Origin of the sequence: Xanthomonas hydrangeae, assembly GCF_032697525.1 — a bacterium.
Lineage (GTDB): Bacteria > Pseudomonadota > Gammaproteobacteria > Xanthomonadales > Xanthomonadaceae > Xanthomonas > Xanthomonas hydrangeae.
The window spans coordinates 4,280,912-4,303,947 of record NZ_CP103836.1 but is presented as its reverse complement, the minus strand read 5'-3'; the positions used below and the strand labels follow the sequence as shown (position 1 = coordinate 4,303,947).

General features: G+C 63.0%; 19 protein-coding genes and 1 tRNA gene. 11 read left to right on the top strand and 9 right to left on the bottom strand.

From position 1 onward, the window contains the following. Positions 1–89: 89 nt before the first annotated feature. The 4 genes from NYR97_RS18390 to NYR97_RS18375 form a co-directional block, all read right to left on the bottom strand. Positions 90–569 carry a hypothetical protein gene (locus NYR97_RS18390; RefSeq protein WP_316695191.1) on the bottom strand — a complete coding sequence of 160 codons (480 nt, stop codon included), beginning with the start codon at positions 567–569 and terminating at the stop codon, positions 90–92. A 256-nt stretch (positions 570–825) separates the two neighbouring features. After that, positions 826–3,141 carry an XVIPCD domain-containing protein gene (locus NYR97_RS18385; protein ID WP_316695190.1) on the bottom strand — a complete coding sequence of 772 codons (2,316 nt, stop codon included), beginning with the start codon at positions 3,139–3,141 and terminating at the stop codon, positions 826–828. 29 nt (positions 3,142–3,170) lie between these two features. Further along, the gene (locus NYR97_RS18380) at positions 3,171–4,067 is read right to left on the bottom strand and encodes a hypothetical protein (protein ID WP_316695189.1); all 897 of its coding nucleotides are present in this window, start codon (positions 4,065–4,067) and stop codon (positions 3,171–3,173) included. Positions 4,068–4,392: 325 nt separating this feature from the next. Further along, positions 4,393–4,469 (bottom strand) — tRNA-Arg (locus tag NYR97_RS18375). Positions 4,470–4,603: 134 nt separating this feature from the next. Between NYR97_RS18375 and amaB the strand changes: the two genes are divergently transcribed. The 8 genes from amaB (at position 4,604) to NYR97_RS18335 (ending at position 12,863) form a co-directional block, all read left to right on the top strand. After that, positions 4,604–6,139 carry an L-piperidine-6-carboxylate dehydrogenase gene (amaB, locus tag NYR97_RS18370; RefSeq protein WP_316695188.1) on the top strand — a complete coding sequence of 512 codons (1,536 nt, stop codon included), beginning with the start codon at positions 4,604–4,606 and terminating at the stop codon, positions 6,137–6,139. 367 nt (positions 6,140–6,506) lie between these two features. Next, positions 6,507–6,791 carry a DUF4190 domain-containing protein gene (locus tag NYR97_RS18365; RefSeq protein ID WP_316695187.1) on the top strand — a complete coding sequence of 95 codons (285 nt, stop codon included), beginning with the start codon at positions 6,507–6,509 and terminating at the stop codon, positions 6,789–6,791. A gap of 2 nt (positions 6,792–6,793) precedes the next feature. Then, complete coding sequence (locus tag NYR97_RS18360; RefSeq protein ID WP_316695186.1) at positions 6,794–7,561, top strand: class I SAM-dependent methyltransferase; 768 nt, start codon at positions 6,794–6,796, stop codon at positions 7,559–7,561. A 5-nt stretch (positions 7,562–7,566) separates the two neighbouring features. Continuing rightward, positions 7,567–8,622: a quinone-dependent dihydroorotate dehydrogenase gene (locus tag NYR97_RS18355; protein ID WP_316695185.1), complete on the top strand. Its 1,056-nt coding sequence runs from the start codon at positions 7,567–7,569 to the stop codon at positions 8,620–8,622. Next, on the top strand, positions 8,619–9,671 hold the full coding sequence (murB, locus tag NYR97_RS18350) for a UDP-N-acetylmuramate dehydrogenase (RefSeq protein WP_316695184.1): 1,053 nt from the start codon (positions 8,619–8,621) through the stop codon (positions 9,669–9,671). The genes NYR97_RS18355 and murB overlap by 4 nt, the downstream gene beginning before the upstream one ends. After that, positions 9,665–10,576: a DMT family transporter gene (locus NYR97_RS18345; RefSeq protein ID WP_316695183.1), complete on the top strand. Its 912-nt coding sequence runs from the start codon at positions 9,665–9,667 to the stop codon at positions 10,574–10,576. The genes murB and NYR97_RS18345 overlap by 7 nt, the downstream gene beginning before the upstream one ends. Before the next feature lie 118 nt (positions 10,577–10,694). Further along, complete coding sequence (locus tag NYR97_RS18340; RefSeq protein ID WP_205391657.1) at positions 10,695–11,399, top strand: aspartate/glutamate racemase family protein; 705 nt, start codon at positions 10,695–10,697, stop codon at positions 11,397–11,399. Positions 11,400–11,564: 165 nt separating this feature from the next. Beyond that, positions 11,565–12,863, top strand: coding sequence for an MFS transporter (locus NYR97_RS18335; RefSeq protein ID WP_316695182.1), 1,299 nt, complete (start codon positions 11,565–11,567; stop codon positions 12,861–12,863). A gap of 79 nt (positions 12,864–12,942) precedes the next feature. Here NYR97_RS18335 and NYR97_RS18330 read toward each other — a convergent pair whose 3' ends face one another. The 3 genes from NYR97_RS18330 to ispG all read right to left on the bottom strand — a co-directional run bounded on the left by NYR97_RS18330 (position 12,943) and on the right by ispG (position 15,498). Beyond that, positions 12,943–13,323, bottom strand: coding sequence for a cupin domain-containing protein (locus NYR97_RS18330; RefSeq protein ID WP_251761751.1), 381 nt, complete (start codon positions 13,321–13,323; stop codon positions 12,943–12,945). Between the two features lie 215 nt (positions 13,324–13,538). Further along, positions 13,539–14,252, bottom strand: coding sequence for a phosphatase PAP2 family protein (locus NYR97_RS18325; RefSeq protein WP_316698348.1), 714 nt, complete (start codon positions 14,250–14,252; stop codon positions 13,539–13,541). Continuing rightward, a complete protein-coding gene (ispG, locus tag NYR97_RS18320) occupies positions 14,233–15,498 on the bottom strand; it encodes a flavodoxin-dependent (E)-4-hydroxy-3-methylbut-2-enyl-diphosphate synthase (protein WP_205391659.1) in 1,266 nt (421 codons plus the stop codon). Before ispG ends, NYR97_RS18325 begins: the two co-directional genes overlap by 20 nt. 120 nt (positions 15,499–15,618) lie before the next feature. Between ispG and NYR97_RS18315 the strand changes: the two genes are divergently transcribed. Then, positions 15,619–16,845 (top strand): ATP-binding protein, encoded by a 1,227-nt coding sequence (locus NYR97_RS18315; protein ID WP_316695181.1) that lies wholly within the window; start codon positions 15,619–15,621, stop codon positions 16,843–16,845. After that, complete coding sequence (locus tag NYR97_RS18310; protein WP_006449316.1) at positions 16,842–17,420, top strand: response regulator transcription factor; 579 nt, start codon at positions 16,842–16,844, stop codon at positions 17,418–17,420. The genes NYR97_RS18315 and NYR97_RS18310 overlap by 4 nt, the downstream gene beginning before the upstream one ends. 587 nt (positions 17,421–18,007) lie before the next feature. On the opposite strand, the gene NYR97_RS18305 is transcribed toward NYR97_RS18310, so the two are convergent. Then, the gene (locus NYR97_RS18305; protein ID WP_316695180.1) at positions 18,008–18,994 is read right to left on the bottom strand and encodes a glycoside hydrolase family 5 protein; all 987 of its coding nucleotides are present in this window, start codon (positions 18,992–18,994) and stop codon (positions 18,008–18,010) included. A gap of 434 nt (positions 18,995–19,428) precedes the next feature. Between NYR97_RS18305 and NYR97_RS18300 the strand changes: the two genes are divergently transcribed. After that, positions 19,429–21,276 carry a putative bifunctional diguanylate cyclase/phosphodiesterase gene (locus NYR97_RS18300; protein WP_316695179.1) on the top strand — a complete coding sequence of 616 codons (1,848 nt, stop codon included), beginning with the start codon at positions 19,429–19,431 and terminating at the stop codon, positions 21,274–21,276. Positions 21,277–21,379: 103 nt separating this feature from the next. Here NYR97_RS18300 and NYR97_RS18295 read toward each other — a convergent pair whose 3' ends face one another. Continuing rightward, entirely contained in the window at positions 21,380–22,942 is a 1,563-nt protein-coding gene (locus tag NYR97_RS18295) for a sodium/sugar symporter (protein WP_316695178.1), read from the bottom strand. Between the last annotated feature and the right edge of the window lie 94 nt (positions 22,943–23,036).

Here is a 23,036-nt window from a genome sequence, read left to right as displayed (position 1 = left end):
GAAGCCCATACGCAAGAGTCTGTCGCCTCGTGAGGTCAACGATGCGCGGTTGCTCAAAAAGAATCTATTAACCCATGATGGGAACTTGGCTATTTCCTGACAGAGTCAGTGACCGGCTTTTGGCAGATGCATGTACAAGTTCCGTGGTGCTTCTGCTTCAACCGATTATCTTTGATGACATCGATCGTTGCGTAAAATGTCATAGCGATCGAAAACACCGTAACTGCAAGAACGAAGATAGCTTTTGCCTTTTTCGTCTTTTTCCGAGTGCGGACTTTGAAAATAGGCCTCAAAAAAACATTTGCAGCGGCAGCCATAACTGCCACCCCACCCATGAAACCAGAAAATATTCCAAAAGAACGATAGGGCTTGGGCAGTCCCGAGTCCCAAATGGTTGCACCAGCGGCTATGAGAGTGGCTCCAAGAACCATGCACTTCACAAGCTCAATAAAGCGCTTTAGTCCTTCGTGCCATGCAGGCTCTTTGACCTTATGAATCCTTCCGCCCCTCCTTTTTTTCCATTCACTTTTAGACCAAGCTGTCACACGCTGCGGATCTCCAGAGATCATTTCTTCCTCACCCCCGACAGACGTGCAAATTCTAACGCTTCTCTCGCAAGCGGTAGGTCGCGGCATGATGAAGTTTTATTGATGCTACGAATCACGCGCATCAGCCACGTGGAGGGCTTGCGTCCAGACTCACTTGATCTCTTACTTGCCCGTACTCCACCCGGCTAAGAAGCGGGTCTTTTTTTGTCAAGCCGAAGGCTTCCATTTAGCGGCTCGCCATGAGCCGTTGCACATAGAAGTAGCAAGGATCATGACCTTAAACCATGCGCGGATGGGGCGAGCTTTGTGACTGCGCCTGGTCAAGGGTTTGCTGCTCGATCTGCTGCTGAGCAAGGCGTTGATTGATCTGTTCAAGTTGATTAAACGATTGCTCCACAGGTGTATTTGCTGCTTGGACAGTAGGCATGTCAGCACGCAGCTTGGCTGGGTCACTTGGTAATCCCTGGACGACAAAGACGTTCTGAGCTGCAGTCAGTTTGTCTGTCGCGTTGCTCAGAAGAACGTGGTCCACTCGTGTCAGCCCGTTGTCCTTTGCCAACGTAAGCAAACTCGCCGTCATGCGCTCACTCGTGGCATCGAAGGTTCGTCCGTTTTGATGATCCAGCTCAGTGACCTTGCCTTTGATTTGCTGATAGAGCGCAAAGTCTGGGTGGCCGTCATCCACTGGCGTTTTTTGACTATTGCTCTCTTGACGAAGACTGCGCTCGATCTGCCGATCTTGCTGCCGTTCAATGGGCGTCTTCCACTTCTCGATTTCAGGCTCGCCCTTGATCGCGCCCGTGGCTGGATCGCGCTCGATATTGACCCTCGCCCACTTGGCTTCGATGTCGAGCTTGCCAGTCGTCCGATTGCGGGTTTCATCCAATATCCGCTCAGCCGTGAGCTGCGCTTCTTGCTCCCACACGTTCTTGGGCGCCCACAGACCTTGTCGGTTGGCGGCCTTGTTAATCCGATCGATCAGAAATTCCTCGGGATCGCCACCTTGCTTCCGCGCAATACCCTGGACAGACGCTTTGACCTCAAAGCTTTCCCACTTCATGGTCTCAGGGTTGATACCAACAACATCGACGCCGTGACCGGAGTTGTTCTGGATGGCTACGAGGTCCGTATAGCCTTTCCGCGCTAGGTCATGAGAGACGAACGCCTCACCGATATCGCCTACTTCATGATCTTTAAGGGCGGAAAGTTCTCGTTTGCCGATGTGAGCTTCAATCGCCTTGTCAAAGGGCACATCGCCATCAAAGGCGGTGATGTCTTTCCGAGCTAGGTAGCCAAGCTCCTTAGGAGACAGCGCGCCACTTCTTAAAAGACCGTCGAGGTTGCCAGTTTTTCGAAGACCATCGACAAGCTCGCCCAATTCTCCCTGGCTGCGCTTCATGCCGGCCAGGCCATGGAACATCAGATCTGTGCCGTCAGCCGCCGCCCCACCCTTGGATTGAACTCGCTGAGCATTGTGAACAAGCTCAATAATCTCGGGAGCGAGCTCTTTTCCGGACTGCATTTCAACGCGCCCTATCATCCGCTCTGCAGCAGAGGCTTCTGCGCCTCCTGCCGCCGCACTACCCTGGACGTGAACGCGCTGGCCATCGGTGGCGATCTCGCCGCCCAACTCCTTTGCGCTCTGGGCTTCAACACGCTCCGCAATCTTTTCTGCTGCCGGGGCAAGGTCTTCTGCGACATCAACCGCCTTGGCAACGTTGGCGAGCTTTGCAAGCTTGGTGGCAGGAACAAACGTAGCGATGATCTCAATCGCCGCTGCGCCCTTTGCTTCCCCCAGATACTCTTGCTCTTTGCCTTGCTTAGTCGCCTTCTCTAAACCCGCTTCCCACTCGTTCCAAGCACCAACGGCTGCATGCTTGATATCACGCGGCACCTTGCCCGGATCTTCAATCGCGTCGTTGGCATAGATCGACGCCGCACCGATCACCAAATTCCGGAAGTCGCGGTCGGTGCTGAATTGGTGAGCGAACTTGGCTAGGTCGACAGTATCACCAATCATCCCCAAGCCATGGGTGGTTGCGCCCTTCATCGCCCCGTAGCTGTCCTGGGCCTCTCCTGCCGCACTCCCTGCAAGCCGGGCTACCGCACGATCCAAATAGCTGTTCTGGGGATTGTCGCGCGCTTCGCTGGCCCAGCTCCTAGCAGCTGCCAAGTTGTCGCTGACTTGCGTGTCAGTCCAGCCCAACGCCTGACTCGCCTTCGTCGAAGCTGCGCTGTAACCAGCGGTCACGGGCTCTTCGATGTAGCTTTCGTAGTTCCGCTCGACCCACGACTCATTGACGTTCGCTGCATCCAACGCGGCACCAAAGCGCCTTGCCTCAGCTGGCGCCAGACGTGCACTGATGGCGTCGACCAAAGGTCCAACTTGTTCGCGCCCCTGCTCTGATGCATATACAGGCGAACGCATGATGTCGTTGACCACATCTCTCGCATCCAGGCCGTCCATGGACTGATGGGAATAGATCAGGCGACAGGCTTGGTAAGCAGTGAGATCAACGTTGCCGCTGGCATCAGTTGCTTGGGCGAGCGCTGCAATGTCAGCGCTTCGCGTTTGGCGGGTTGCATCGTTCATGTCAGAGTCCTTCATTCATGAGTGGACGATCAGCGAAACAGCGGGTAGTCCCTGATCAGTCGCTCTTCAACAGCCTGAGCCAACGGGTGCGCTTCAATGGTGTCGATGTTGCGCAATACTTTCCAGGGTTCATCGATCAACGAGTGATCGACTTCAAAATCCGGCAGATTGTGCCTGCGGCGCAGCGCTTGAATGGCGAGGAGTTCAGCCGGGAAGACGCGATCAATGGTGGCATCAAATTCGAACCGCTGCTTGTCCGTGTTTTCTTTGCTTCGCGAGATGTGGAAGTCGGCCGCCATCTGCATGACCGCCTGAAACTTCACTTCGTCATCGGTCTTCCAATGTTCAAGCACCGCTCGATACTCAGGAATAAGTGGGGTGAGGGGAACGAAGCTCGTTGGGGTGTTAAATTCTGTTGAGAAGAGAGCAACCAAGAAGGCATCAGATGTGCCGTTCTTGATCCTGCGCATCTCGGGCATTGTGTTGATGGCTTGATCTTTCTCGGCCATCTCGATGAAGAGTTGAGCGCAGGTTGACGCTTGGTCCCACCATGAAAGCATCGTGGGACCGACGGCCTTCATACCGTCTGAAAACTGCGTCGGCCAATTTCCAAGGTCTTGCCGCATGTCGCTATACATGCCATCCCAACGAAAGACCAAGGACCGGAGGTGGACCGCCTTGCTGATCAGGGCAGGAAGTTTTTCGGTATCCGAGCGCAGGAACGCATCGCAACTCGCGACATCGAAGAAGAGCGCAATGCGTTCGAGCTGCAGACCTGCTTTTGGATCCAGCTCTCCTGGCGCATCAAGGTATCGTCGAACTGCAGACTCGTACCGCTCCGCACGCTCTTCACGTTGGAAATTTTCGAGCCACTCTTGGCATTCCGCAGCCAATTTTTGAAGGGATGGATGATGAGTCAATGCCATGCTGTTACGGGTCCTTGATGGGCGCTCCTCCGCTGGCCTCTTCGCAGTCGGGGTAGCCATTGGTACAAGCATCGCACTCGTGCACTACCTGAACCACCCCGATGCAGACGAGGCCCGCCAACTATCAAATTTGATTGGGCGTCGACTTGGGTAGGGAGATGTTTGACTCGGAGGCCACTAGAGCCAGCAGCGTGGTCAACCGTCATCAGAACATGCAGCAGTTCAACACGCCGCCCTGCCTTGAGCCAAACTCGGCTTTTCCCCTTAACTGCGCCGTCAATACTTGACCGCTAGCAGCTTGGGGAAGGTAATTTGTTCTAGCAACTGGTGACCCCGGCCCGATTCGAACGGGCGACCTTCCCCTTAGGAGGGGGACGCTCTATCCAGCTGAGCTACGGGGCCAAGGGCGGCATTGTCGCACGATCGTTGCGATTGCCAAGCCGGTGGGTGGTCGGCGGAGCCTGCTAAAATCGGCGGCTACCCGTGTCGCGGGGCCCCCTGGCTGCCGCGCGACCGTCCCGACCTTTGGAGATCCCATGTCCGCTGACCTGCTCAAGGCGCTCGACCTCGCCGCGTCCAATTCCGGTACCTATCTTGGCGAGGCGACCTGGTCGCAGGCCACCGGCGCCGGGGTGCTGCAGCCGCTCAATCCGACCACCAATGAAGTCATCGCCGATGTGCAGGCGACCACGCCGGAGGACTACGAGCTGATCGTCCAGCGCGCACAGGCCGCCTTCAAGGTCTGGCGAACCACGCCTGCGCCGCGTCGTGGCGAAGCCGTTCGCCTGTGTGGCGAGGCGCTGCGTGCGCACAAGGATGCGCTGGGTTCGCTGGTGGCGCTGGAAATGGGCAAGAGCAAGCCCGAGGGCGATGGCGAAGTGCAGGAGATGATCGACATCGCCGACTTTGCGGTGGGCCAGAGCCGCATGCTCTATGGCTATACCATGCATTCGGAGCGGCCGGGCCACCGCATGTACGAGCAGTACCAGCCGCTGGGCCTGGTCGGCATCATCAGCGCGTTCAACTTCCCGGTGGCGGTGTGGGCGTGGAATGCGTTCCTGGCGGCGATCTGCGGCGATATCTGCATCTGGAAGCCGTCCAACAAGACCCCGCTCACCGCGATCGCGACGATGAAGATCTGCAATGCGGCATTGCAGGACGCCGGCTTCCCGGACATCTTCTTCCTGGTCAACGATGCCGGCACCACGCTGTCGGAGAAGCTGGTCGAAGACGGCCGCGTGCCGCTGATCAGCTTCACCGGGTCGACCCAGATCGGCCGTGTGGTCGCCGAGAAGGTCGCGCACCGTCTGGGCCGTTGCCTGCTGGAATTGGGCGGCAACAACGCCATCATCCTCGACGAAACCGCGGATCTGAAACTGGCCATCCCGGGCATCGTGTTCGGTGCGGTGGGTACCGCCGGGCAGCGCTGCACCACCACGCGCCGCCTGATCGTGCACGAATCCATCCACGACAACGTGCTGGCCACGTTGGTCAAGGCGTACAAGCAGCTCGACAGCAAGATCGGCGACCCCACCGACCCGGCCAACCTGATGGGCCCGCTCAACAGCCAGGGCGCGGTGGAACAGTTCCTGGCCTCGATCGCCAAGGCCAAGGCCGCCGGTGGCACGGTCGAAGTGGGCGGCACCGCGATCGATCGCCCGGGCAACTTCGTGCTGCCGGCCATCGTCACCGGGCTGCAGAACAGCGACGCGGTGGTGCAGCACGAGACCTTCGCACCGATCCTGTACGTGATGAAGTACAGCACGCTGGACCAGGCGATCGACCTGCAGAACGGCGTGCCGCAGGGCCTGTCGTCGTCGATCTTCACCCAGAATCTGAAGGCGGCCGAGAAATTCCTGTCGGCGGCCGGCAGCGACTGCGGCATCGCCAACGTCAACATCGGCACCTCCGGCGCAGAGATCGGCGGCGCGTTCGGTGGCGAGAAGGAAACCGGCGGCGGTCGCGAATCCGGCTCGGATGCGTGGAAGGTCTATATGCGTCGCCAGACCAATACGATCAACTATTCCGACTCGCTGCCGCTTGCCCAGGGCATCAAGTTCGATCTTGATTGAAGGCCGCACGGCGCGCCGGGGAATGCCCGGCGCGCTGTCGTATCTGCGCCGCTGCACTACGGTCGGCGGCTTGCTGGCAGGACAGCCTGACACTGACGGCGTTGGTCGCCGATGTCCCGCGACCGGCAGCCGATGACCGCCTGCACCAGGGCCACCGGACCAGCAATCTGAGGAGCGTCCGGCCCCCCTTTTTGCCGTGAGTAGCGGCGCCCAACGCCGCACGCTCAGCCGATCCGAGCGCTCAAATGCGCCAAACGCGCCCACGCGATCGCCGTTTGGCCGCAAACGGCACGCCTTTCGGGCGGCCGCTCTGGGATAATCGCGGTACGTCAGCCGTCGGCTGTCGGCCCTTCTACAGGAGTTGCTGATGAACGTCGTCGTTCGACAGACCAGTGCCATGGCCATCGTCAGCCTGGTCGCAGGCATTCTTGGCTGGACGCTGATCCCGTTCCTGGGCAGCCTCTGCGCCATCATCACCGGCCACCTGGCGCGCGCGGAAATCCGCCGCAACCCGCAAGGCCTGGCCGGCGACGGGCTGGCCATCGGCGGGCTGATTCTTGGCTGGCTGGCGGTAGCGCTCTGGGTGGCGGGAGTCGCGATCTTCATCCTGTTTTTCGGCGGTATGGCCTGGCTTGCGGCCGCAAACAGTTGAGCATGGCCGCGCCCTCCTCTGCCCAGCGCTTCAACGACCGTGTCGCGGCCTACGTGCGCTACCGGCCCGGTTATCCGCCGCAGTTGCTGCGCTGGTTGCACGAAGAATTGGGTGTGACCCCGGCAACCGCAGTGGCCGATATTGGCGCCGGCACCGGCATCTCCAGCCGCCTGTTTCTGGAGGCCGGTTATCCGGTCACGGCAGTGGAACCCAACCCGGCCATGCGTGAAGCCGCGCAGCAGTGGCTGGCGGGGTTCCCCAAGTTTCAGGCGACCGATGGCACCGCCGAGGCCACCGGGCTGGCCGATGCCAGCGTTGGCCTGGTGTCTGCCGCGCAGGCCTTCCACTGGTTCGACACGCAGGCCATTCGCGCCGAATGGGCGCGCATCCTGCAGCCCGACGGGCTGGCGATGATCTACTGGAATACCCGCGAGCTGGACACCACCGACTTCTTGCGCGGCTATGAGCAAATCCTGCTGGACTACGGCACCGACTATTCGGCCGTGGCCGAGCGTTACCAGGACGATGCCACGATGCAGGCCTGGTTCGGCGAAGGCTTCCGCGCGATGGCGCGCTTTCCCAATGCGCAGCAGCTGGATTTCGACGCCTTGCGCGGCCGGCTATTGTCGTCTTCGTATGCGCCGCTCGCGCACGACCCGCGCCATGCACCGATGCTCGCCGCGCTACGCACGCTGTTCGATGCGCATGCGCATGACGGACACATCGACTTCCAATACCAGACCCGCGTTTTCGCCGGGAGATTGAACTGACCCGCATGTATTCGCTTGCCCGCCCTTTCCTGTTTTCCCTCGACGCCGAGCGTGCCCACGCATTGGCCCTGCGCTCCATCGACGCTGCCTACCGCACCGGCGCCACACCGCTGCTGGCCAAGCGCCCGGTGCCGCTACCGACGCCTGCATTTGGTTTGATGTTTCCCAATCCGGTCGGGCTCGGTGCCGGGCTGGACAAGAACGGCGAACATATCGATGCGCTGCTGGCGCTGGGTTTCGGCTTCGTCGAAATCGGCACGGTGACGCCGCGTGCGCAGGAAGGCAATCCCAAGCCGCGCATGTTCCGGCTGCCGGAGTATCAGGCGGTGATCAACCGCATGGGCTTCAACAATCTGGGCGTGGATGCGCTGGTGGCCAATGTGCAGCGCGCGCGGCGTCGCGGCGGCTTGCTCGGCATCAACATCGGCAAGAACAAGGACACGCCCAACGAGGAGGCCACCAGCGACTACCGCTATTGCATGGAGCGCGTGTACCCGCTGGCCGACTACATCACCGTCAATATTTCCTCACCAAATACAGCCGGCTTGCGCGAGTTGCAGGAAGAACAGGCGCTGCGCCGTTTGATTTCCGAGTTGCGCGAAACCCAGGAAGCCCTCGCTGCGCAACATGGCAAACGCGTGCCGATGCTGGTGAAGGTGGCGCCGGATCTCAACGACCGCGACATCGATGCTGCGGCGCGCGTACTGGCCGACCTGGCAGTGGATGGCGTGATCGCCACCAATACCACGGTGACGCGCACCTTGATCGCCAACCATCCGTTGGCTGGCGAGGCCGGCGGACTGTCCGGCGCACCGCTGCTGGGGCAATCCACCTTGGTGCTACGGCGCTTGCGCGCACGCCTGCCCGAATCGATTCCGTTGATCGGCGTGGGCGGCATCAGCTCCGGCGCGGATGCACTGGCGAAGATGGCCGCCGGTGCAACCCTGGTGCAGTGCTATAGCGGTCTGGTGTATCGCGGGCCGCAGTTGATCGGCGAATGCGTGGATGCGATCCGTCGCCGCCGCGAAGCGCCGAGCGGCGGTGCGGTGTCGCCGTTATGAGCGAGGCCGTGCAGCCGGGCTGGCAGTTGCGCGAGCACGCGCCGCTGCGTGCGCTCAACACCTTTCATGTGGAGGCCACGGCGCGCTGGTTGCTCAGCATCCATGCGCCCGACGCGCTACCCGAAGCACTGGCCGCTCCCGAGATCGCCGGGCAACCGCTATTGGTCCTGGGCAGCGGCAGCAACGTGTTGCTGGCTGGCGACCCGCCAGGCTGCGTGCTGTGCTTCGAGAACCGCGATCTGAGCATCATCGCGCACCACGCCGACCACGCCATCGTGCGCGCCGGTGCCGGCGTGAACTGGCATGCGCTGGTGCTGTATTCGCTGCAGCAAGGTCTGTCGGGACTGGAAAATCTGGCATTGATTCCCGGCACGGTAGGCGCTTGTCCGATTCAGAACATCGGCGCCTACGGCGCGCAGGTGGGCGACTTCATCCACGTGGTGGAAGCCTTCGATCGGCACGCCCAACAGTTTGTGCGAATGTCTGCGGCCGAGTGCGCCTTCGGCTATCGAGATAGCGTGTTCAAGCAACTGCCGGAGCGCTATCTGATTGTCGCAGTGGAATTCAATCTGCCACTGCTGCATGAGTTGCGGCTGGACTATGCCGGCATCCGCGAAGAACTCGCCAGCATGGGCGCCGAACTGGCTGGCGCGGCCGATGTGGCACAGGCAGTGATCAACATCCGTCGGCGCAAATTGCCGGACCCGGATGTGCTGGGCAATGCGGGTAGCTTCTTCAAAAATCCCTTGCTGCCCAGCAAGCAGATCGCGGCACTGCAGGCCACGTTTGCCGATATGCCGGTCTATCCCGGCGAACAGCCTGGCCAGGGCAAATTGTCGGCGGCCTGGTTGATCGAGCAATGCGGCTGGAAGGGCCGGCGCGAGGGCGATGCAGGTGTGTCGCCGGACCACGCACTGGTGCTGGTCAACTACGGCACGGCCAGCGGCGCGAAATTGCTGGAATTTGCAAGGCGCATCGCCGAGTCGGTACGCGAGCGTTACTCGGTGATCCTGGAACCGGAACCGCGCGTCATCGGAGCGCATTGGTGACAGCGCAGCAGGTATCACGACGTGCTGCGCTGTGGATGCTCACCAGTACCTTCGCCTTCGGCCTGATGGCCATCGCCATCCGGCTGGCTTCAAGCAATATCTCCACCACCGAGATTGCGTTTTTTCGTAACGCGTTCGGGTTATTGGCGTTGTTGCCGCTGATCGTGCGGCCGGGCAAACCGCTGCCGCGTACGCAGCAATTGCCGCAGTATCTGGCGCGCACCTCGATCGGTCTGGCCTCGATGCTGTGCGGGTTCTGGGCGATCGGCCATCTGCCGCTGTCGCAAGCGATTTCGTTGTCGTATTCCACGCCGTTGTTCGTCACCGTCTTGGCGGTGGTATGGCTGCACGAACAAGTGCGCATGCGCCGCTGGCTGGCAGTGGCGGCAGGATTCATCGGTGTGTTGGTGATCCTGCGACCGGGTTCGTCCACTTTTACGCCCGGCCTGTTGGTTGCGCTGTTGGCTGCAGTCATCAGCGCCATTGTCGCGATCCAGATCAAACAGCTCTCGCGCAACGACGACTCCGACACTGTGGTGTTCTACACCTATGTGTTCTGGGTGCCGATGTCATTGATTCCGGCAATGTTTCAATGGACCTGGCCGCAGGGCATCGACTGGCTGTGGTTGGTGGCGACCGGCATCTTCGGCACCGCCGGTCAGTTGTTCTGGACGCGTGCGCTCAAGCTGGGCGAAGTCTCGGCGCTGCAGCCGATCAGCTTCATGCAGCTGCCGCTGGTGGCGCTGCTGGGCTGGTGGTTGTTCGGCGAGGCGATCGAACGCCATACCCTGATCGGTGCGGCCATCATCATCGGCGCCAACGTGTACATCGCCCATCGCGAAAGCGTGCTGGCGCGGCGGGCTGCCACGCACGCGCCGGTAGAGGGCGCGAAGCCGGGCGAATAAGCGCAGGTGCGCGCGATGGCGTCGCGACGCTGCCGACGTACACTGCGTTGTCTGCGCGCCCAGACATGCAGGGACAATGCGCACCCACGTTCGTTGACTGTTACTAGGTGAGGTCGGCATGCCGGTTCCAAGCAAAACCATCGGCCTGATTGGCGGCATGAGCTGGGAATCCACCCTGCCCTATTACCGCATCATCAACCAGCGGGTACGCCATGCCTGCGGCGGCCTGCACTCGGCCAGGATCTTGCTGCACAGCGTCAACTTCCATGAGATCGAGCGCCTGCAACACGCCGGCGACTGGGACGGTGCCGGCCGGGCGATGGCGGCAGCGGCGCGCTCGCTGCATGCGGGCGGCGCCGATTTCCTGGTGCTGTGCACCAACACCATGCACTGCGTTGCCGATGCGATCACCTCCGCCACGCCGCTGCCGTTGCTGCATATCGCCGATGCCACCGCCGATGCGCTGATTGCGGCGGGTGTCACCCGGGTCGGACTGCTCGGCACGCGTTTCACCATGGAACAGCCGTTCTATCGCGAGCGCCTGGCTGCGCGCGGCCTGCAGGTGCTGGTACCGCCGGCCGACGCACGCGCGCAGCTGCATCGGGTGATCTACGAGGAACTCTGCCAGGGCGTCATCCGGCCGGAATCGCGCGGCTATTTCCGTCAGGTCATGGCCGACCTCGGCCGGCACGGTGCGCAAGCGATCATCCTGGGCTGCACCGAGATTTCGCTGCTGGTGGACAGCAGCGATGCACAGCTGCCGTTGTTCGACACCACCGCCCTGCATGCCGAAGCGGCAGCGCACGCAAGTGTGCACGACTGATCGGCACCAAAGGCGCAGCCAGCGCGCCTTTCCCGAAGTACCCCCGCCTTGCCATTGCGTGCAAACGTGCAAGCTGCGCATTGCTGCAGCGATAGCATTGGTGACTCACACTCCGCGGCTCCAGCACGCGCATGCGCGCGATCACCTGCCACAGGATGTCATGCCTTGAAGACCCATCCAGCAACAGGCACTGCACCAGCAACCCAGCTCACACGCGGCGATTACAAGACGCTGGCCCTGTCTGCGCTGGGCGGCGCGCTGGAACTCTACGACTTCATCATCTTCATTTTTTTCGCGACGGTGCTGGGAGAGCTGTTCTTTCCGCCAGGCATCCCGGACTGGATGCGCCAGTTGCAGACCTTCGGCATCTTTGCGGCCGGCTACCTGATCCGCCCGCTGGGCGGGATCGTGATGGCGCACTTCGGCGATCTGCTTGGTCGCAAGCGCATGTTCGCGCTGAGCATCGGGCTGATGGCATTACCCACGCTGGCCATCGGCGTACTGCCGACCTACGCGCAGATCGGCCTGGCCGCCCCGCTCCTGCTGCTGACGATGCGGTTGCTGCAGGGCGCGGCCATCGGCGGCGAAGTTCCCAGTGCATGGGTGTTCGTCGCAGAACACGTGCCGGCGCAGCGCAGAGGACTCGCTTGCGGAACATTGACCGCCGGCCTGGCTGCCGGCGTCCTGCTCGGTTCGCTGAGCGCCGGGGCGATCAACCGCGCCTTCACCCCGCAGGAGATCGCCGACTATGCCTGGCGCCTGCCGTTCCTGGCAGGCGGCGTCTTCGGGCTGCTTTCGGTCTATCTGCGGCGCTGGCTGCACGAAACCCCGGTGTTCGCCGAACTGATGGCCATGCGTGCGATCGCGCGCGAAACGCCACTCAAGGTGGTGCTGCGCGATCATCCACGCAGTGTGGCGCTGTCGTTGTGGCTGACCTGGATGGTCGCGGCCGGGGTGCTGGTGGTATCGCTGATGACGCCCACGCTGCTGCAGAGCGTGTATCGCTACCCGGCAGCGGTTGCATTGCAGGCCAATCTGCTCGCGGTTCTGCTGCAGTCCATCGGCTCGATCGTGGCCGGTGCGTTGTCCGACCGCTGGGGCAACGGACGCGTGCTGCTTGCCGGCAGTGTGTTTCTGGGGATGAGCGCATGGCTGTTCTATCGGCTGGCGGGCGACCCGCAGCTATTGTTTCCGCTGTATGCCCTGCTGGGCGCTGCGCTCGGCGTCCTGGGGGCGATCCCGCGCATCATGGTCGAAGCATTTCCGCCGGTGGTGCGCCTGTCTGGCGTGTCGTTCGCCTACAACCTGGGCTATGCCGTCTTTGGTGGCCTGACACCGTTGGTGGTGGTGATGTTACTCAAGCAGCACCCGATGGGACCGGCGTACTACATGATTCTGCTGGCAGTGATTGGCAGCGTGATCGGGCTGCAGTTGTGGCGCCGGGAGCGTACAAGTCGTGCCTGAGTGCAAGGCAGTGTTGGCCGCTGCGATCGGCACATTCCAGACGCGCCCCCGTCTGCAGACACGCTGTCAGTCCGCACGTTCAGCCATGCAGCCCATCGAGCTCGGGCAGCAGCACGACGCTTTCATGCGTATTCGGGTCGGTTCGGGCCACCAGCACCACGGCCGCTTCCACGCCGTCGTTATAAGGCTGATGCGGCATGCCAGCCGGGATATACAGAAAATCGCCCGGCTGCACCACGTCATGATGCTCCAGGGCTGCGCCATGCCAGACCTTGGAAACTCCGGTCAGCGCGTAGATGGCGGTTTCATGCGAGGCATGCAGATGCGGCTTGGCGCGTGCGCCCGGCGCGATGGTCACAACATGCAGGCTGAGTCCTGTCGCGCCGGTACTTTGCGCGGAGATCCCCATCGCGTAATGGACGCCTTGCGCTGCCAGTGCGCTTTCGCTGGCACGCAACACGCGACATTGCTTCGGGTGGGAGTCGTTCGGTAAGACGTCTTGCACGCGGAGATCCTCCAAAGAGCGTGGGCTGTTGCATCGGCGCGGGCAAGCGTGGCGGCAGGACAACTGCGCTGCGCGTCTCTAGCAGGCAACGCGCCGTCTCGGCGGCCAGCACCTTGCAGATCGATGACGATAGTCGTGCGGTTACGCCAGCCCGGGCAGAAACGCGAAACCTACTCCGGCGATACGAAAGCGCCAGCGCGATGGCGACGCCAATGCGGCCGCCGTGCGCCGCGAAACATCACCAGATACAACCCGACCACCCACACCAGTGCGGCTGACCAGCCACCCAGGATGTCGGAGGGGTAATGCACGCCCAGGTAAATCCGCGACACGCCCACCAGCACTGCGAACAGACTGGCGGTCATGGTCACCGGCCAGCGCCAGCGCGTGTTCCAGGCCAGCGCGATGACCACCGCGCAGAGCGTCATCGAGCCCATCGCATGGCCGCTGGGGAAACTGAAAGTGCTTTCCGGGGCGATCGATTCCCACAGGCTCGGGCGATTGCGCTGAAAGAACTGTTTGGCGCCCATGTTCAACAACGCCGAGCCACCGAACCCCAGCGCGGCGAAGGTGCTTTCGCGCCAGCGCCGCAACGCCAGCAGGACCAGCACGATCGCAATATCGATCGGAATCACGCCGTACTGGTAGCCGACTCTGGAAATCAGGCCGAAAAACGCATCCAGCCCCGGCGTGGCGATGCTGCGCATGCTCCACAGCAAGGGCTCGTCGAAGTAGAAATTTTCCAGCTCGTGGACTTCATCGGCCAGGTCAACAAACAGCCCCAGCGGCAACAACACGCCGGCGAACAACAACGCCATGCGCCACGCATTGTTGCGCAGCCAATGTCTGAAACCGGCCGGCGATTCAGCCGGCGCGGCGGACATAGGTGCGTTCGACATACTGGTCGATCAGATCGATGAACTCGTAGGCGATGTTCTCGCCACGCAGGGTGACGCTTTTTTCGCCATCGATGAATACCGGTGCCGACGGCGCCTCGCCGGTGCCCGGCAACGAGATGCCGATATTGGCGTGGCGCGATTCGCCCGGCCCGTTGACCACGCAGCCCATCACCGCCAGGGTCATGTTTTCCGCGCCGGGATTGCTGATCTTCCACTCCGGCATCTTGGCGCGCACATGGTTCTGCACCACGCCGGCCAGTTCCTGGAAGAACTCGGAGGTGGTGCGACCGCAGCCCGGGCACGCAGTGACCATCGGGGTGAAGGCGCGCTGGCCGGTGGTCTGCAGCAGTTCCTGCGCGACGATCACTTCCTGGGTGCGCGACTGGCCCGGCTCCGGCGTCAGCGAGATACGGATGGTATCGCCGATGCCTTCCTGCAGCAGCACGCTCAGCGCAGCAGCCGAGGCCACGATGCCCTTGCTGCCGATGCCGGCTTCGGTCAGGCCCAGATGCAACGCGAAGTCGCAGCGCGCGGCCATGTCGCGATAGACCGCGATCAACTCCTGCACGCCGGACACCTTGGCCGACAGGATGATGCGCTCGCGTGCCAGTCCCAATTCCACCGCGCGTTCGGCCGAATCCACCGCCGAGCGGATCAAGGCCTCGCGCAGCACGCGGCCGGCATCCCAGGGTGTATCGCGCTGCGAATTCTCGTCCATCAGCTGCGCGGCCAGCGACTGGTCCAGCGAGCCCCAGTTGGCACCGATGCGCACCGGCTTGTCGTACTTGATGGCGAATTCGATCAGCTGCGCGAACTGCAGATCCTTCTTCTTGCCGAAACCGACATTGCCGGGGTTGATGCGGTACTTGGCCAGCGCCTCGGCACAGGCCGGCTCGGCGGCGAGCAACTGGTGACCGTTGTAATGGAAGTCGCCGATCAACGGGACCTCGATCCCCATCATCCGCAGCTTGTCGACGATGCGCGGAATGGCCGCGGCCGATTCGGCGTTGTTAACGGTCAGGCGCACCATTTCCGAGCCGGCGCGCCAGAGCTCGGATACCTGCTTGACGCTGCCGGCGATGTCGGCGGTGTCGGTATTGGTCATCGACTGGACGACCACCGGGTGGCCGCCGCCCACGGTCACACTACCGATCTTGACGCTGCGGGTGATACGACGCGGCCAGGCGGTGGCGTCGGCGGGAGGGGTTGGGCGGGTCACGGCGTCGTACATCGCAGTATTTTAGCCTGTCATCGGTTCGCTCACAGCTGAAGCGCCGCGCGGACCGTCTTCCACACCGATGCGACGGTTTGTCGCATACCGCCACCTCCCCGAGCGCATAGCATTGCCGTGATGAACAGCTCCGACGCTTCCTTCCTGCGAACCCTGTGCAGCCTGCGTTGGCTGGCCACCGCCGGCCAGGCCGCCACCATCCTGGTCGCCACCGGGGTGATGGGCCTGCACCTGCCGCAGCAACCGCTGTGGGCCGGTGTGGCCGCGCTGGCAGTGTTCAACCTGTATGCGCAGCTGCGTGTGGCCCACCGCGGCGCGGTCAGCCAGGCCACCGAGTTCGGCCACATCCTGGTCGATGTGACCGTGCTGACCTGGATGGTGGGCTGGAGCGGCGGCATCGCCAATCCGTTCGGCTCGCTGTTCCTGGTGCTGATCGCGCTGGCCGCACTGGCCCTGCCGCTGGGCTGGGCGATGGCGGTGGCGGCCTCCTGTGTGGCCGGTTACGTGATCAGCGCCGCCTTCGGCCTGCCGCTGCCTTACGGCAGCTTCGACCCGCTGAGCCTGCACATGTGGGGCATGGCAGCCAACTTCCTGCTCTCCACGGTGGTGGTGCTGGCGTTCGCCACGCGGCTGGCCTTGTCCATGCGCGAACGCGAGCGCGAGATCTCCACGCTGCGCGAGCGCTTTGCGCGCAACGAGGGCATCGTGGCGCTGGCCACGCATGCGGCCTCGGTCGCGCATGAGTTGAACACCCCGCTGGCGACGATGACCCTGCTGGTCGACGACATCGCCGACCAGTGCGACCAGAACGAGCTGCGCGAAGATCTGGACACCTTGCGCGAGCTGCTGGTGCAATGCCATGAACGCGTACTGGCGCTGGCAGCGCCGGCCGACAACGGCCACCTGAGCCGCGAAGTGGCGGTCAAGGACGTGCTGGAACAGTGGCGGCTGGTGCGCCCGACCATCGAGCTGCGCCGCAACGACGACGCACCGATGCGCCTGCTGCTGCAGCCCGGCGTCAGCCATCTGCTGATGGTGCTGCTCAATAATGCCGCTGACGCCGGCGAACGTGCCGGCCGACCACAAATCGACCTGACCCTGCGCGTGGAGCAGGACCATCTCAGCGGCGAAGTACGCGACTACGGGCCGGGCTTCGACACCTCGCAGGCAATGTTGCCGGGCACCTTGTTCAACAGCGGCAAGCACGACGGCATGGGTGTGGGGCTGGCGTTGTCGCACGCCACCGTCGAGCGGCTGCAGGGCGAATTGTGGATGCTGCCGGCAGAAGGCAGCGGCGCCCGCGTCGGTTTCCGTCTGCCGCTCTCCGAACACGAGGCACTCGCATGACAAGCACTCCCCTGCGTACCGGCCTGCTGGTAGACGACGACACCTTGTACCTGCGCACCCTGCAACGCAGCCTCGCCCGCCGCGGTGTGGAAACGCTGACCGCCACCGACGCGGCCAGTGCGCTGTCGATCGCGCGCAGTGCGTTGCCGGATTTTGCGCTGATCGATCTCAAGCTCGGCAACGATTCGGGTCTGAACCTGATCCAGCCGCTACGCGAGATTCGTACCGACATGCGCATCCTGCTGGTCACCGGTTACGCGAGCATCGCCACCGCGGTGGAGGCGATCAAACTCGGCGCCGACGACTATCTGCCCAAGCCGGCCAATATCCCCACCATCATGCGCGCGCTGGGCGAGGAAGACGACGAGCTGCCCGAGCCGGACGAAGAAGAAACCGCGCAGGAAATGATGACACCGCTCAGCCGTCTGCAGTGGGAGCACATCCAGCAGGCACTGCACGAAACCGGCGGCAACGTCTCCGCTGCCGCACGCCTGCTCGGCATGCACAGGCGCTCGCTGCAGCGCAAATTGACCAAGCGTCCAAGCCCGGGCCCGTTACGCGAGCCCGGGCGTTGAGACCTCGCTAGCTTGTCGTGAGGACGCGCTGGTCGAGGGTGCGGTGCCCTCGCCGCGCAGCACGACCTGCCTGCACCTTCCAATCACTTAGCAAGACAACCAAGATTTCGAGTCGTGGCGGCGTTTAAATGCGCTCAAGCCTAGTCAGTCGAGGGCGCGGCGCCCTCACCGCTCGCGGGACACGCCGCAAGTACGTCCGTGTAGGCTCGGTGGCGGCATCCATGCCGCCACACGGTCCCGCAATCGGCAAGGACGCCGCACCAGAAAGTTGGTCGGTAGTTGGATGAAAGCCTGCCTGTTGCTCGGCTGGCTTTGGGAAGCTAATCGGACGCGGCGATAGCCAAACAACGCACCTCATGCATTGCTTGCACCATGCACACCGACCATCTCCACTGGTCCTTGCCCGCCCACCGTCGCGGGACCTTACGCGGCATGGATGCCGCGTAAGAGCCTACGCGGACGTACTTGCGGCGTGTCCCGCGACGGTGGGCGGGCAAGGGCCCTGCAGCCAGGGCCCAGACCAGCCGCTCTACACCTAACCGAAGACGCAATGCCGATTCAAAAGACCGCCGACGGGGTCTGACCTCTCAACGCGGGCCGAATACGCTAGCCCTGCGCGAGGTCGCCGCAATACCATCGGCGCCCAGGAGCAATCTGGTTCCCCAGGTGCTGAGGCGTGCGGCATTCCAGCCAACTGCAATGTCCAGCGATTTGGTGCTGCTGTCGTTGCCCGACCACGACCAGCCCATGTAGCCGACGCTGTACTCGCGTGCACGCCGCATGATCGCCGCCTCGTCCACGTGCGCGCCGCGATGGTCTCCACCGAACTCGCCGATCACCAGCGTCAGCTTTTTATCGCGGAAGGCACGCAGATAATTGTTGACCGTCGCATCGCTGCCGAACACCTCGTACATGTGCACGCTGAAGAGCACATTGCGCTTGCTGTCGCGCGCCAGCAGTGCAGCGGCGTTGTCGCGCATGTAGAACTGCCAGTCCTGCCCCCAGTTCGGCGCATCCACCATCAGCGCGTGGGTCAGACCGCTCTTGCGTAACGCAGCGATCGCGGTGGCATGGCCGTTGACCCATTCGCTCGCGCTCAAGCGATTGCCGAACGGCTCGTTGCCGATATTGATGATCACGTGGTCTTCGTTACCGATCAGCGCCTTGCGGATGCTGGTCCAGTAAGCGGTGGCATGGGTCAGACCGGCCGCAGCGCCGTCTTCGCCATAACCGGTGGTGTCGTGCACTTCCAGCACCGCGATCAGGCCAAGGCTCTTGCAACGCGCGATGATGCGCGCCACCTCCGCTTCCGGTGTGCGGTTCCAGCGGTAGCCGGAGCTGAGCACCACCCGCACGCTGTTGGCGCCGGTCGCAGCGATGGCCACCAAGGCTGCATCGGTACGGCTTGCGTACCAGGCATGCGGCAGATTGACCCCGCGCAGCACCAGCGCGTTGCCGTTGGACTCACGCAACTGCGTGCCCGAGACCGACAATCCCGCATGCGCAGCGGACGAGAGCGCCAGACCGGCGGTGATCAGGAGCATGCGTTGAGCGAAAGACTGCAATGATTTCACGATCGGTTTCCAGGCAGGGACGTCGTAACCGCGACGGCGGATCCACAGCGCGCATGAACACTGTGTCAACTCCCGACAGCGGTGAAGGCAACCCAGATCACAGAAGCAACGACGCGCTGAAATAAATCGGGCTTGTCGCTGGCTCTACAAATCTGCGTACAGCCAGTGATCGGCCGTGAGCCGGCAATGTTTAGCGCTCTGGAGGCATTCCGTCGCCGCTTGTGCGACAGGTTTTGCAGATCAGGAATGTCGCCTGAGTCAGACCAATCACCGACGCTGCGAGTCGCGGTAAATACCGCGCGCTTGCATCGATCCGGCCAGCGACAGCACATGGCACGCTGCCTGCCGGCAGCACTGACCGCAATCAACTGAACAAAGCCAGTCGCCTCTGATCAAGGGATCACGCTTCAGGCCGATACGAGCACATGCAATCCATGCTCAGCTCTGCCGAATCCCTGCTTTCGCCGATGGCCGATGAGTCGACCCGGCTGGCCGTCCTGCGTGGCTTGTGCCTGCTGGACTCGCCACCGGACCCGATGTTCGAGACCATCGCCGCGATGGCCGCACGCAGTCTGGGTGCGGAAATCGCGCTGGTCTCGCTGGTGGACGAGCACCGCCAGTGGTTCAAGGCGCGTATTGGCCTGGAGGCGCAGGAAACCCCGCGCGACCAGGCGTTCTGCGCCCATGCGATCCGCTCGGACGAGGTGATGGTGGTACCCGACGCGCAGCTGGATCCGCGCTTCTGCGACAACCCGCTGGTGCTGGGCCCGCCGTTCATCCGCTTCTACGCAGGCGCACCGCTGAAACTGCTCGACGGCCACAGCATCGGCACCTTGTGCGTGATCGGCACCAGCCCGCGCCCAGGTCTGGACGCAGCGACCATCGCCCAGTTGGAAGGCCTGCGCGACCTGGCTGTGCTGCGGGTGGAAAACCTGCGCAGTACCACCTATCGCGATGGCCCGACCGGTCTGCCCAATCGATCGCGCTTTGGCGAGGACCTGGATGCCTGGCTCTCGCAACGCGAAGGCGCACCGGCGACCACCGCGGTGGCGGTGGACATCTGCGGCAGCGATTACTTCCGCGACATGGTCAAGGCGCTGGGCTGGGATTACGCCGATGGCTATGTGGCCCTGGCGCAACGTCGTCTGGCTGCCTATCTGCCGGCCAGCACCGCGTTGTATCGCCTGGACCCGACCACCTTCGGCTTTCTGGCGCAGGCCGAAACGCAACGCTTGTCCACGCTGTGCATCAAGGTCTCCAAGGCCTTCGCCGAGCCGCTGGAACATCAGGGTATTCCGCATACGGCAGTGGCCTCGATCGGCGCGGTTGCGCTGCAGACCAGCTATGGCGCCGCCGATACCATCCGCTCGCTCACCACCGCGGTGGATGTCTCACGCGAGCGCGCCTTGCCGTGGAGCATGTACGAGCGCAAGCACGATGTGGCCCAGCGCAATACCTTCCGCCTGCTAGCCGCCCTGCCCGCCGCGCTGGACAGCGCCAGTCAGTTGCGTCTGCACTACCAACCGCGCGTGGATCTGCACGATCACCGCTGCGTGGCGGTGGAAGCACTGCTGCGCTGGCAGCACCCGATGATCGGCCCGGTGATGCCGTCCGACTTCGTGCCGATGGCCGAGAAGACTGCGCTGATCAATCGCATCACCGCCTGGGTCATCGACAACGGCATCGCCCAGGCCGCGCGCTGGCAACAACAGGGTCTGGACTTCAACCTGGCCTTGAACGTGTCGGCCGCCGATCTGGACCGGCCTGGTTTTGCCGGCCTGCTCAAGCGCGGATTGGAGCGCCACAAGCTGGACCCGCGCCGGCTGGAAATCGAATTCACCGAAAGCGCGATGATCCGCCACCCGGAGCATCTGGCCGAGCAATTGGCGGCCATCGCGGCGCTGGGCGTGCATATTGCCATCGACGACTTCGGCACCGGCTACAGCAATTTCAGCTATCTCAAGCAGCTGCCGGCCAGCTCGTTGAAGATCGATCAATCCTTCGTCCGCTCGCTGCCGGACAGCCGCACCGACCGCACCCTGGTGCCGGCGATGATCCAGCTCGGCCACAGCCTGGGCCAGCGCGTGGTGGCCGAAGGCATCGAGTCGGCCGAGGCGTATGCGCAATTGCGCGCCTGGGGCTGCGACGAAGGCCAGGGTTACTGGATCGCCAAGCCAATGCCGGCCGCGGCGTTGGAAACCTGGCTGCAGACGCCGTGGCACGAGCAGTTCGAAGCACCGGTCAACCTGCTCGCTGCGAGCCTGGCCGCGGCGCGGGTGTAAGACGCTGCGTGGCGTGTAAACCGCAACGTCCAAACGCACTGCGGCGCGACACCTGCGTGCCGCGCCGCGTGCAACAACCGATGTCAGCCGGTTGCGTTGGCGATTACCAGAACACCGCGTACAGCGCGATCAGAATCGCCACCACCCCGATCGCACCGATCTTGAAGCCCAGCGTGGTGCCGTAGGCCACATCGTCGGTACGGATCAGATCGCGCGCCTGGGTGGGCGCGGTCATCAGCGACACCAGCACCGCCAGCACCAGCGCCGCCACGAACACCACACCGATGCGGTCCATGAACGGCAGTTCCGGCCAGGCGAACTTGAGCGCGAACGACAGCACCACCGAGCCGATCGCCGCGGTCAATGCGCCGGCTTCGTTGGCGCGCTTCCAGAACAGGCCGAGCATGAAGATCACCACTACGCCCGGGGTGAAGAAGCCGGTGAATTCCTGGATGAACTGGAAGCCCTGATCGAAGTTGCCCAGCAACGGCCGCGCGGTGAGGATGCCGATCACCACCGCCACGATGGCCACGATGCGGCCCACGCGCACCAGTTGCTTCTGCTCGGTCTGCGGGCGGAACTTGGCGTAGAAATCCAGGGTGAAGATCGTCGCCACCGAATTGATCTTGGAGGCCAGCGAGGCCACGATCGCCGCCACCAGCGCGGCGAACACCAGGCCCAGGATGCCGGTCGGCAACAGCTGCATCATGGTCGGATAGGCCTGGTCGGGCTTGGCCAGATCCGGTGCCAGCACCACCGCGGCAATGCCCGGCACCACGATCACCAACGGCATCAGCAGCTTCAGAAACGCGGCGAACACCATGCCCTTCTGCGCCTCGCCGATGTTCTTGGCCGCCAGCGCGCGCTGGATGATGTACTGGTTGAAACCCCAGTAACTGATGTTCATCACCCACAGGCCGCCGAGCAGCACGCTCAGGCCGGGCAGGTCCTTGTAGAACGGGTTGTCCTTGCTCAGGATCATGTGGAAGTGCTCCGGGTGCGCACTCCACAGGTGCTTGAAGCCGGCCAGCACGCCGGCGCCATCGCCGATGCGCGCCAGGGTCAGGCCCGCCACCAGCAGCCCGCCCAGCACCAGCAGCGTGACCTGCACGATATCGGTCAGCGCCACCGCCTTCAGCCCGCCGTACAACTGATAGACCAGCGCGAACACGCCGATCAACGCCAGCGCCAGGGTCTGGTCCATGCCGGTGACCTGGCTGACCGCGATCGACCCCAGCCACAGGATCGAGGTGAGATTGACGAACACGTACAGCAGCAGCCAGAACACCGCCATCAGCGTGCGGATCCACTTGCCGTACCGCTGTTCCAGGAACTGCGGCATGGTGTAGATGCCGTTGCGCAGGAAGATTGGCAGGAAGAACTTGCCGACGATCAGCAGCGTCAGCGCCGCCATCCATTCGTAGGAGGCGATCGCCAGACCGATCGCATAGCCGGAACCGGCCATGCCGATGATCTGTTCGGCCGAAATGTTCGCGGCGATCAGCGAGGCGCCGATCGCCCACCACGGCAACGACTTGCTCGCCAGGAAGTAATCCTCCGCGCTCTTGGTGTGGCCTGCCTTCTCGCGCGAGACCCACTGCGCGAGTACGAAGATGCCGGTCAGATAGACCAGCACAATCACGATATCCAACGTCGCCAAACCCACTGCACTCTCCTGTCTGGCTCTGGGGTGTGCGTCGTGGACCGGACAAGCCTGCAGACTGCCGCCGCCCGCACTGTGTGCGGGACGGCAGCGCGGC

Bases quoted from the DNA above. Each gene is read 5' to 3' on its own strand.
- NYR97_RS18390 (WP_316695191.1), bottom strand. From the start codon at position 569: ATGATCTCTGGAGATCCGCAGCGTGTGACAGCTTGGTCTAAAAGTGAA.
- NYR97_RS18385 (WP_316695190.1), bottom strand. From the start codon at position 3,141: ATGAACGATGCAACCCGCCAAACGCGAAGCGCTGACATTGCAGCGCTC.
- NYR97_RS18380 (WP_316695189.1), bottom strand. From the start codon at position 4,067: ATGGCATTGACTCATCATCCATCCCTTCAAAAATTGGCTGCGGAATGC.
- amaB (WP_316695188.1), top strand. From the start codon at position 4,604: ATGTCCGCTGACCTGCTCAAGGCGCTCGACCTCGCCGCGTCCAATTCC.
- NYR97_RS18365 (WP_316695187.1), top strand. From the start codon at position 6,507: ATGAACGTCGTCGTTCGACAGACCAGTGCCATGGCCATCGTCAGCCTG.
- NYR97_RS18360 (WP_316695186.1), top strand. From the start codon at position 6,794: ATGGCCGCGCCCTCCTCTGCCCAGCGCTTCAACGACCGTGTCGCGGCC.
- NYR97_RS18355 (WP_316695185.1), top strand. From the start codon at position 7,567: ATGTATTCGCTTGCCCGCCCTTTCCTGTTTTCCCTCGACGCCGAGCGT.
- murB (WP_316695184.1), top strand. From the start codon at position 8,619: ATGAGCGAGGCCGTGCAGCCGGGCTGGCAGTTGCGCGAGCACGCGCCG.
- NYR97_RS18340 (WP_205391657.1), top strand. From the start codon at position 10,695: ATGCCGGTTCCAAGCAAAACCATCGGCCTGATTGGCGGCATGAGCTGG.
- NYR97_RS18325 (WP_316698348.1), bottom strand. From the start codon at position 14,252: ATGTCCGCCGCGCCGGCTGAATCGCCGGCCGGTTTCAGACATTGGCTG.
- ispG (WP_205391659.1), bottom strand. From the start codon at position 15,498: ATGTACGACGCCGTGACCCGCCCAACCCCTCCCGCCGACGCCACCGCC.
- NYR97_RS18315 (WP_316695181.1), top strand. From the start codon at position 15,619: ATGAACAGCTCCGACGCTTCCTTCCTGCGAACCCTGTGCAGCCTGCGT.
- NYR97_RS18310 (WP_006449316.1), top strand. From the start codon at position 16,842: ATGACAAGCACTCCCCTGCGTACCGGCCTGCTGGTAGACGACGACACC.
- NYR97_RS18300 (WP_316695179.1), top strand. From the start codon at position 19,429: ATGCTCAGCTCTGCCGAATCCCTGCTTTCGCCGATGGCCGATGAGTCG.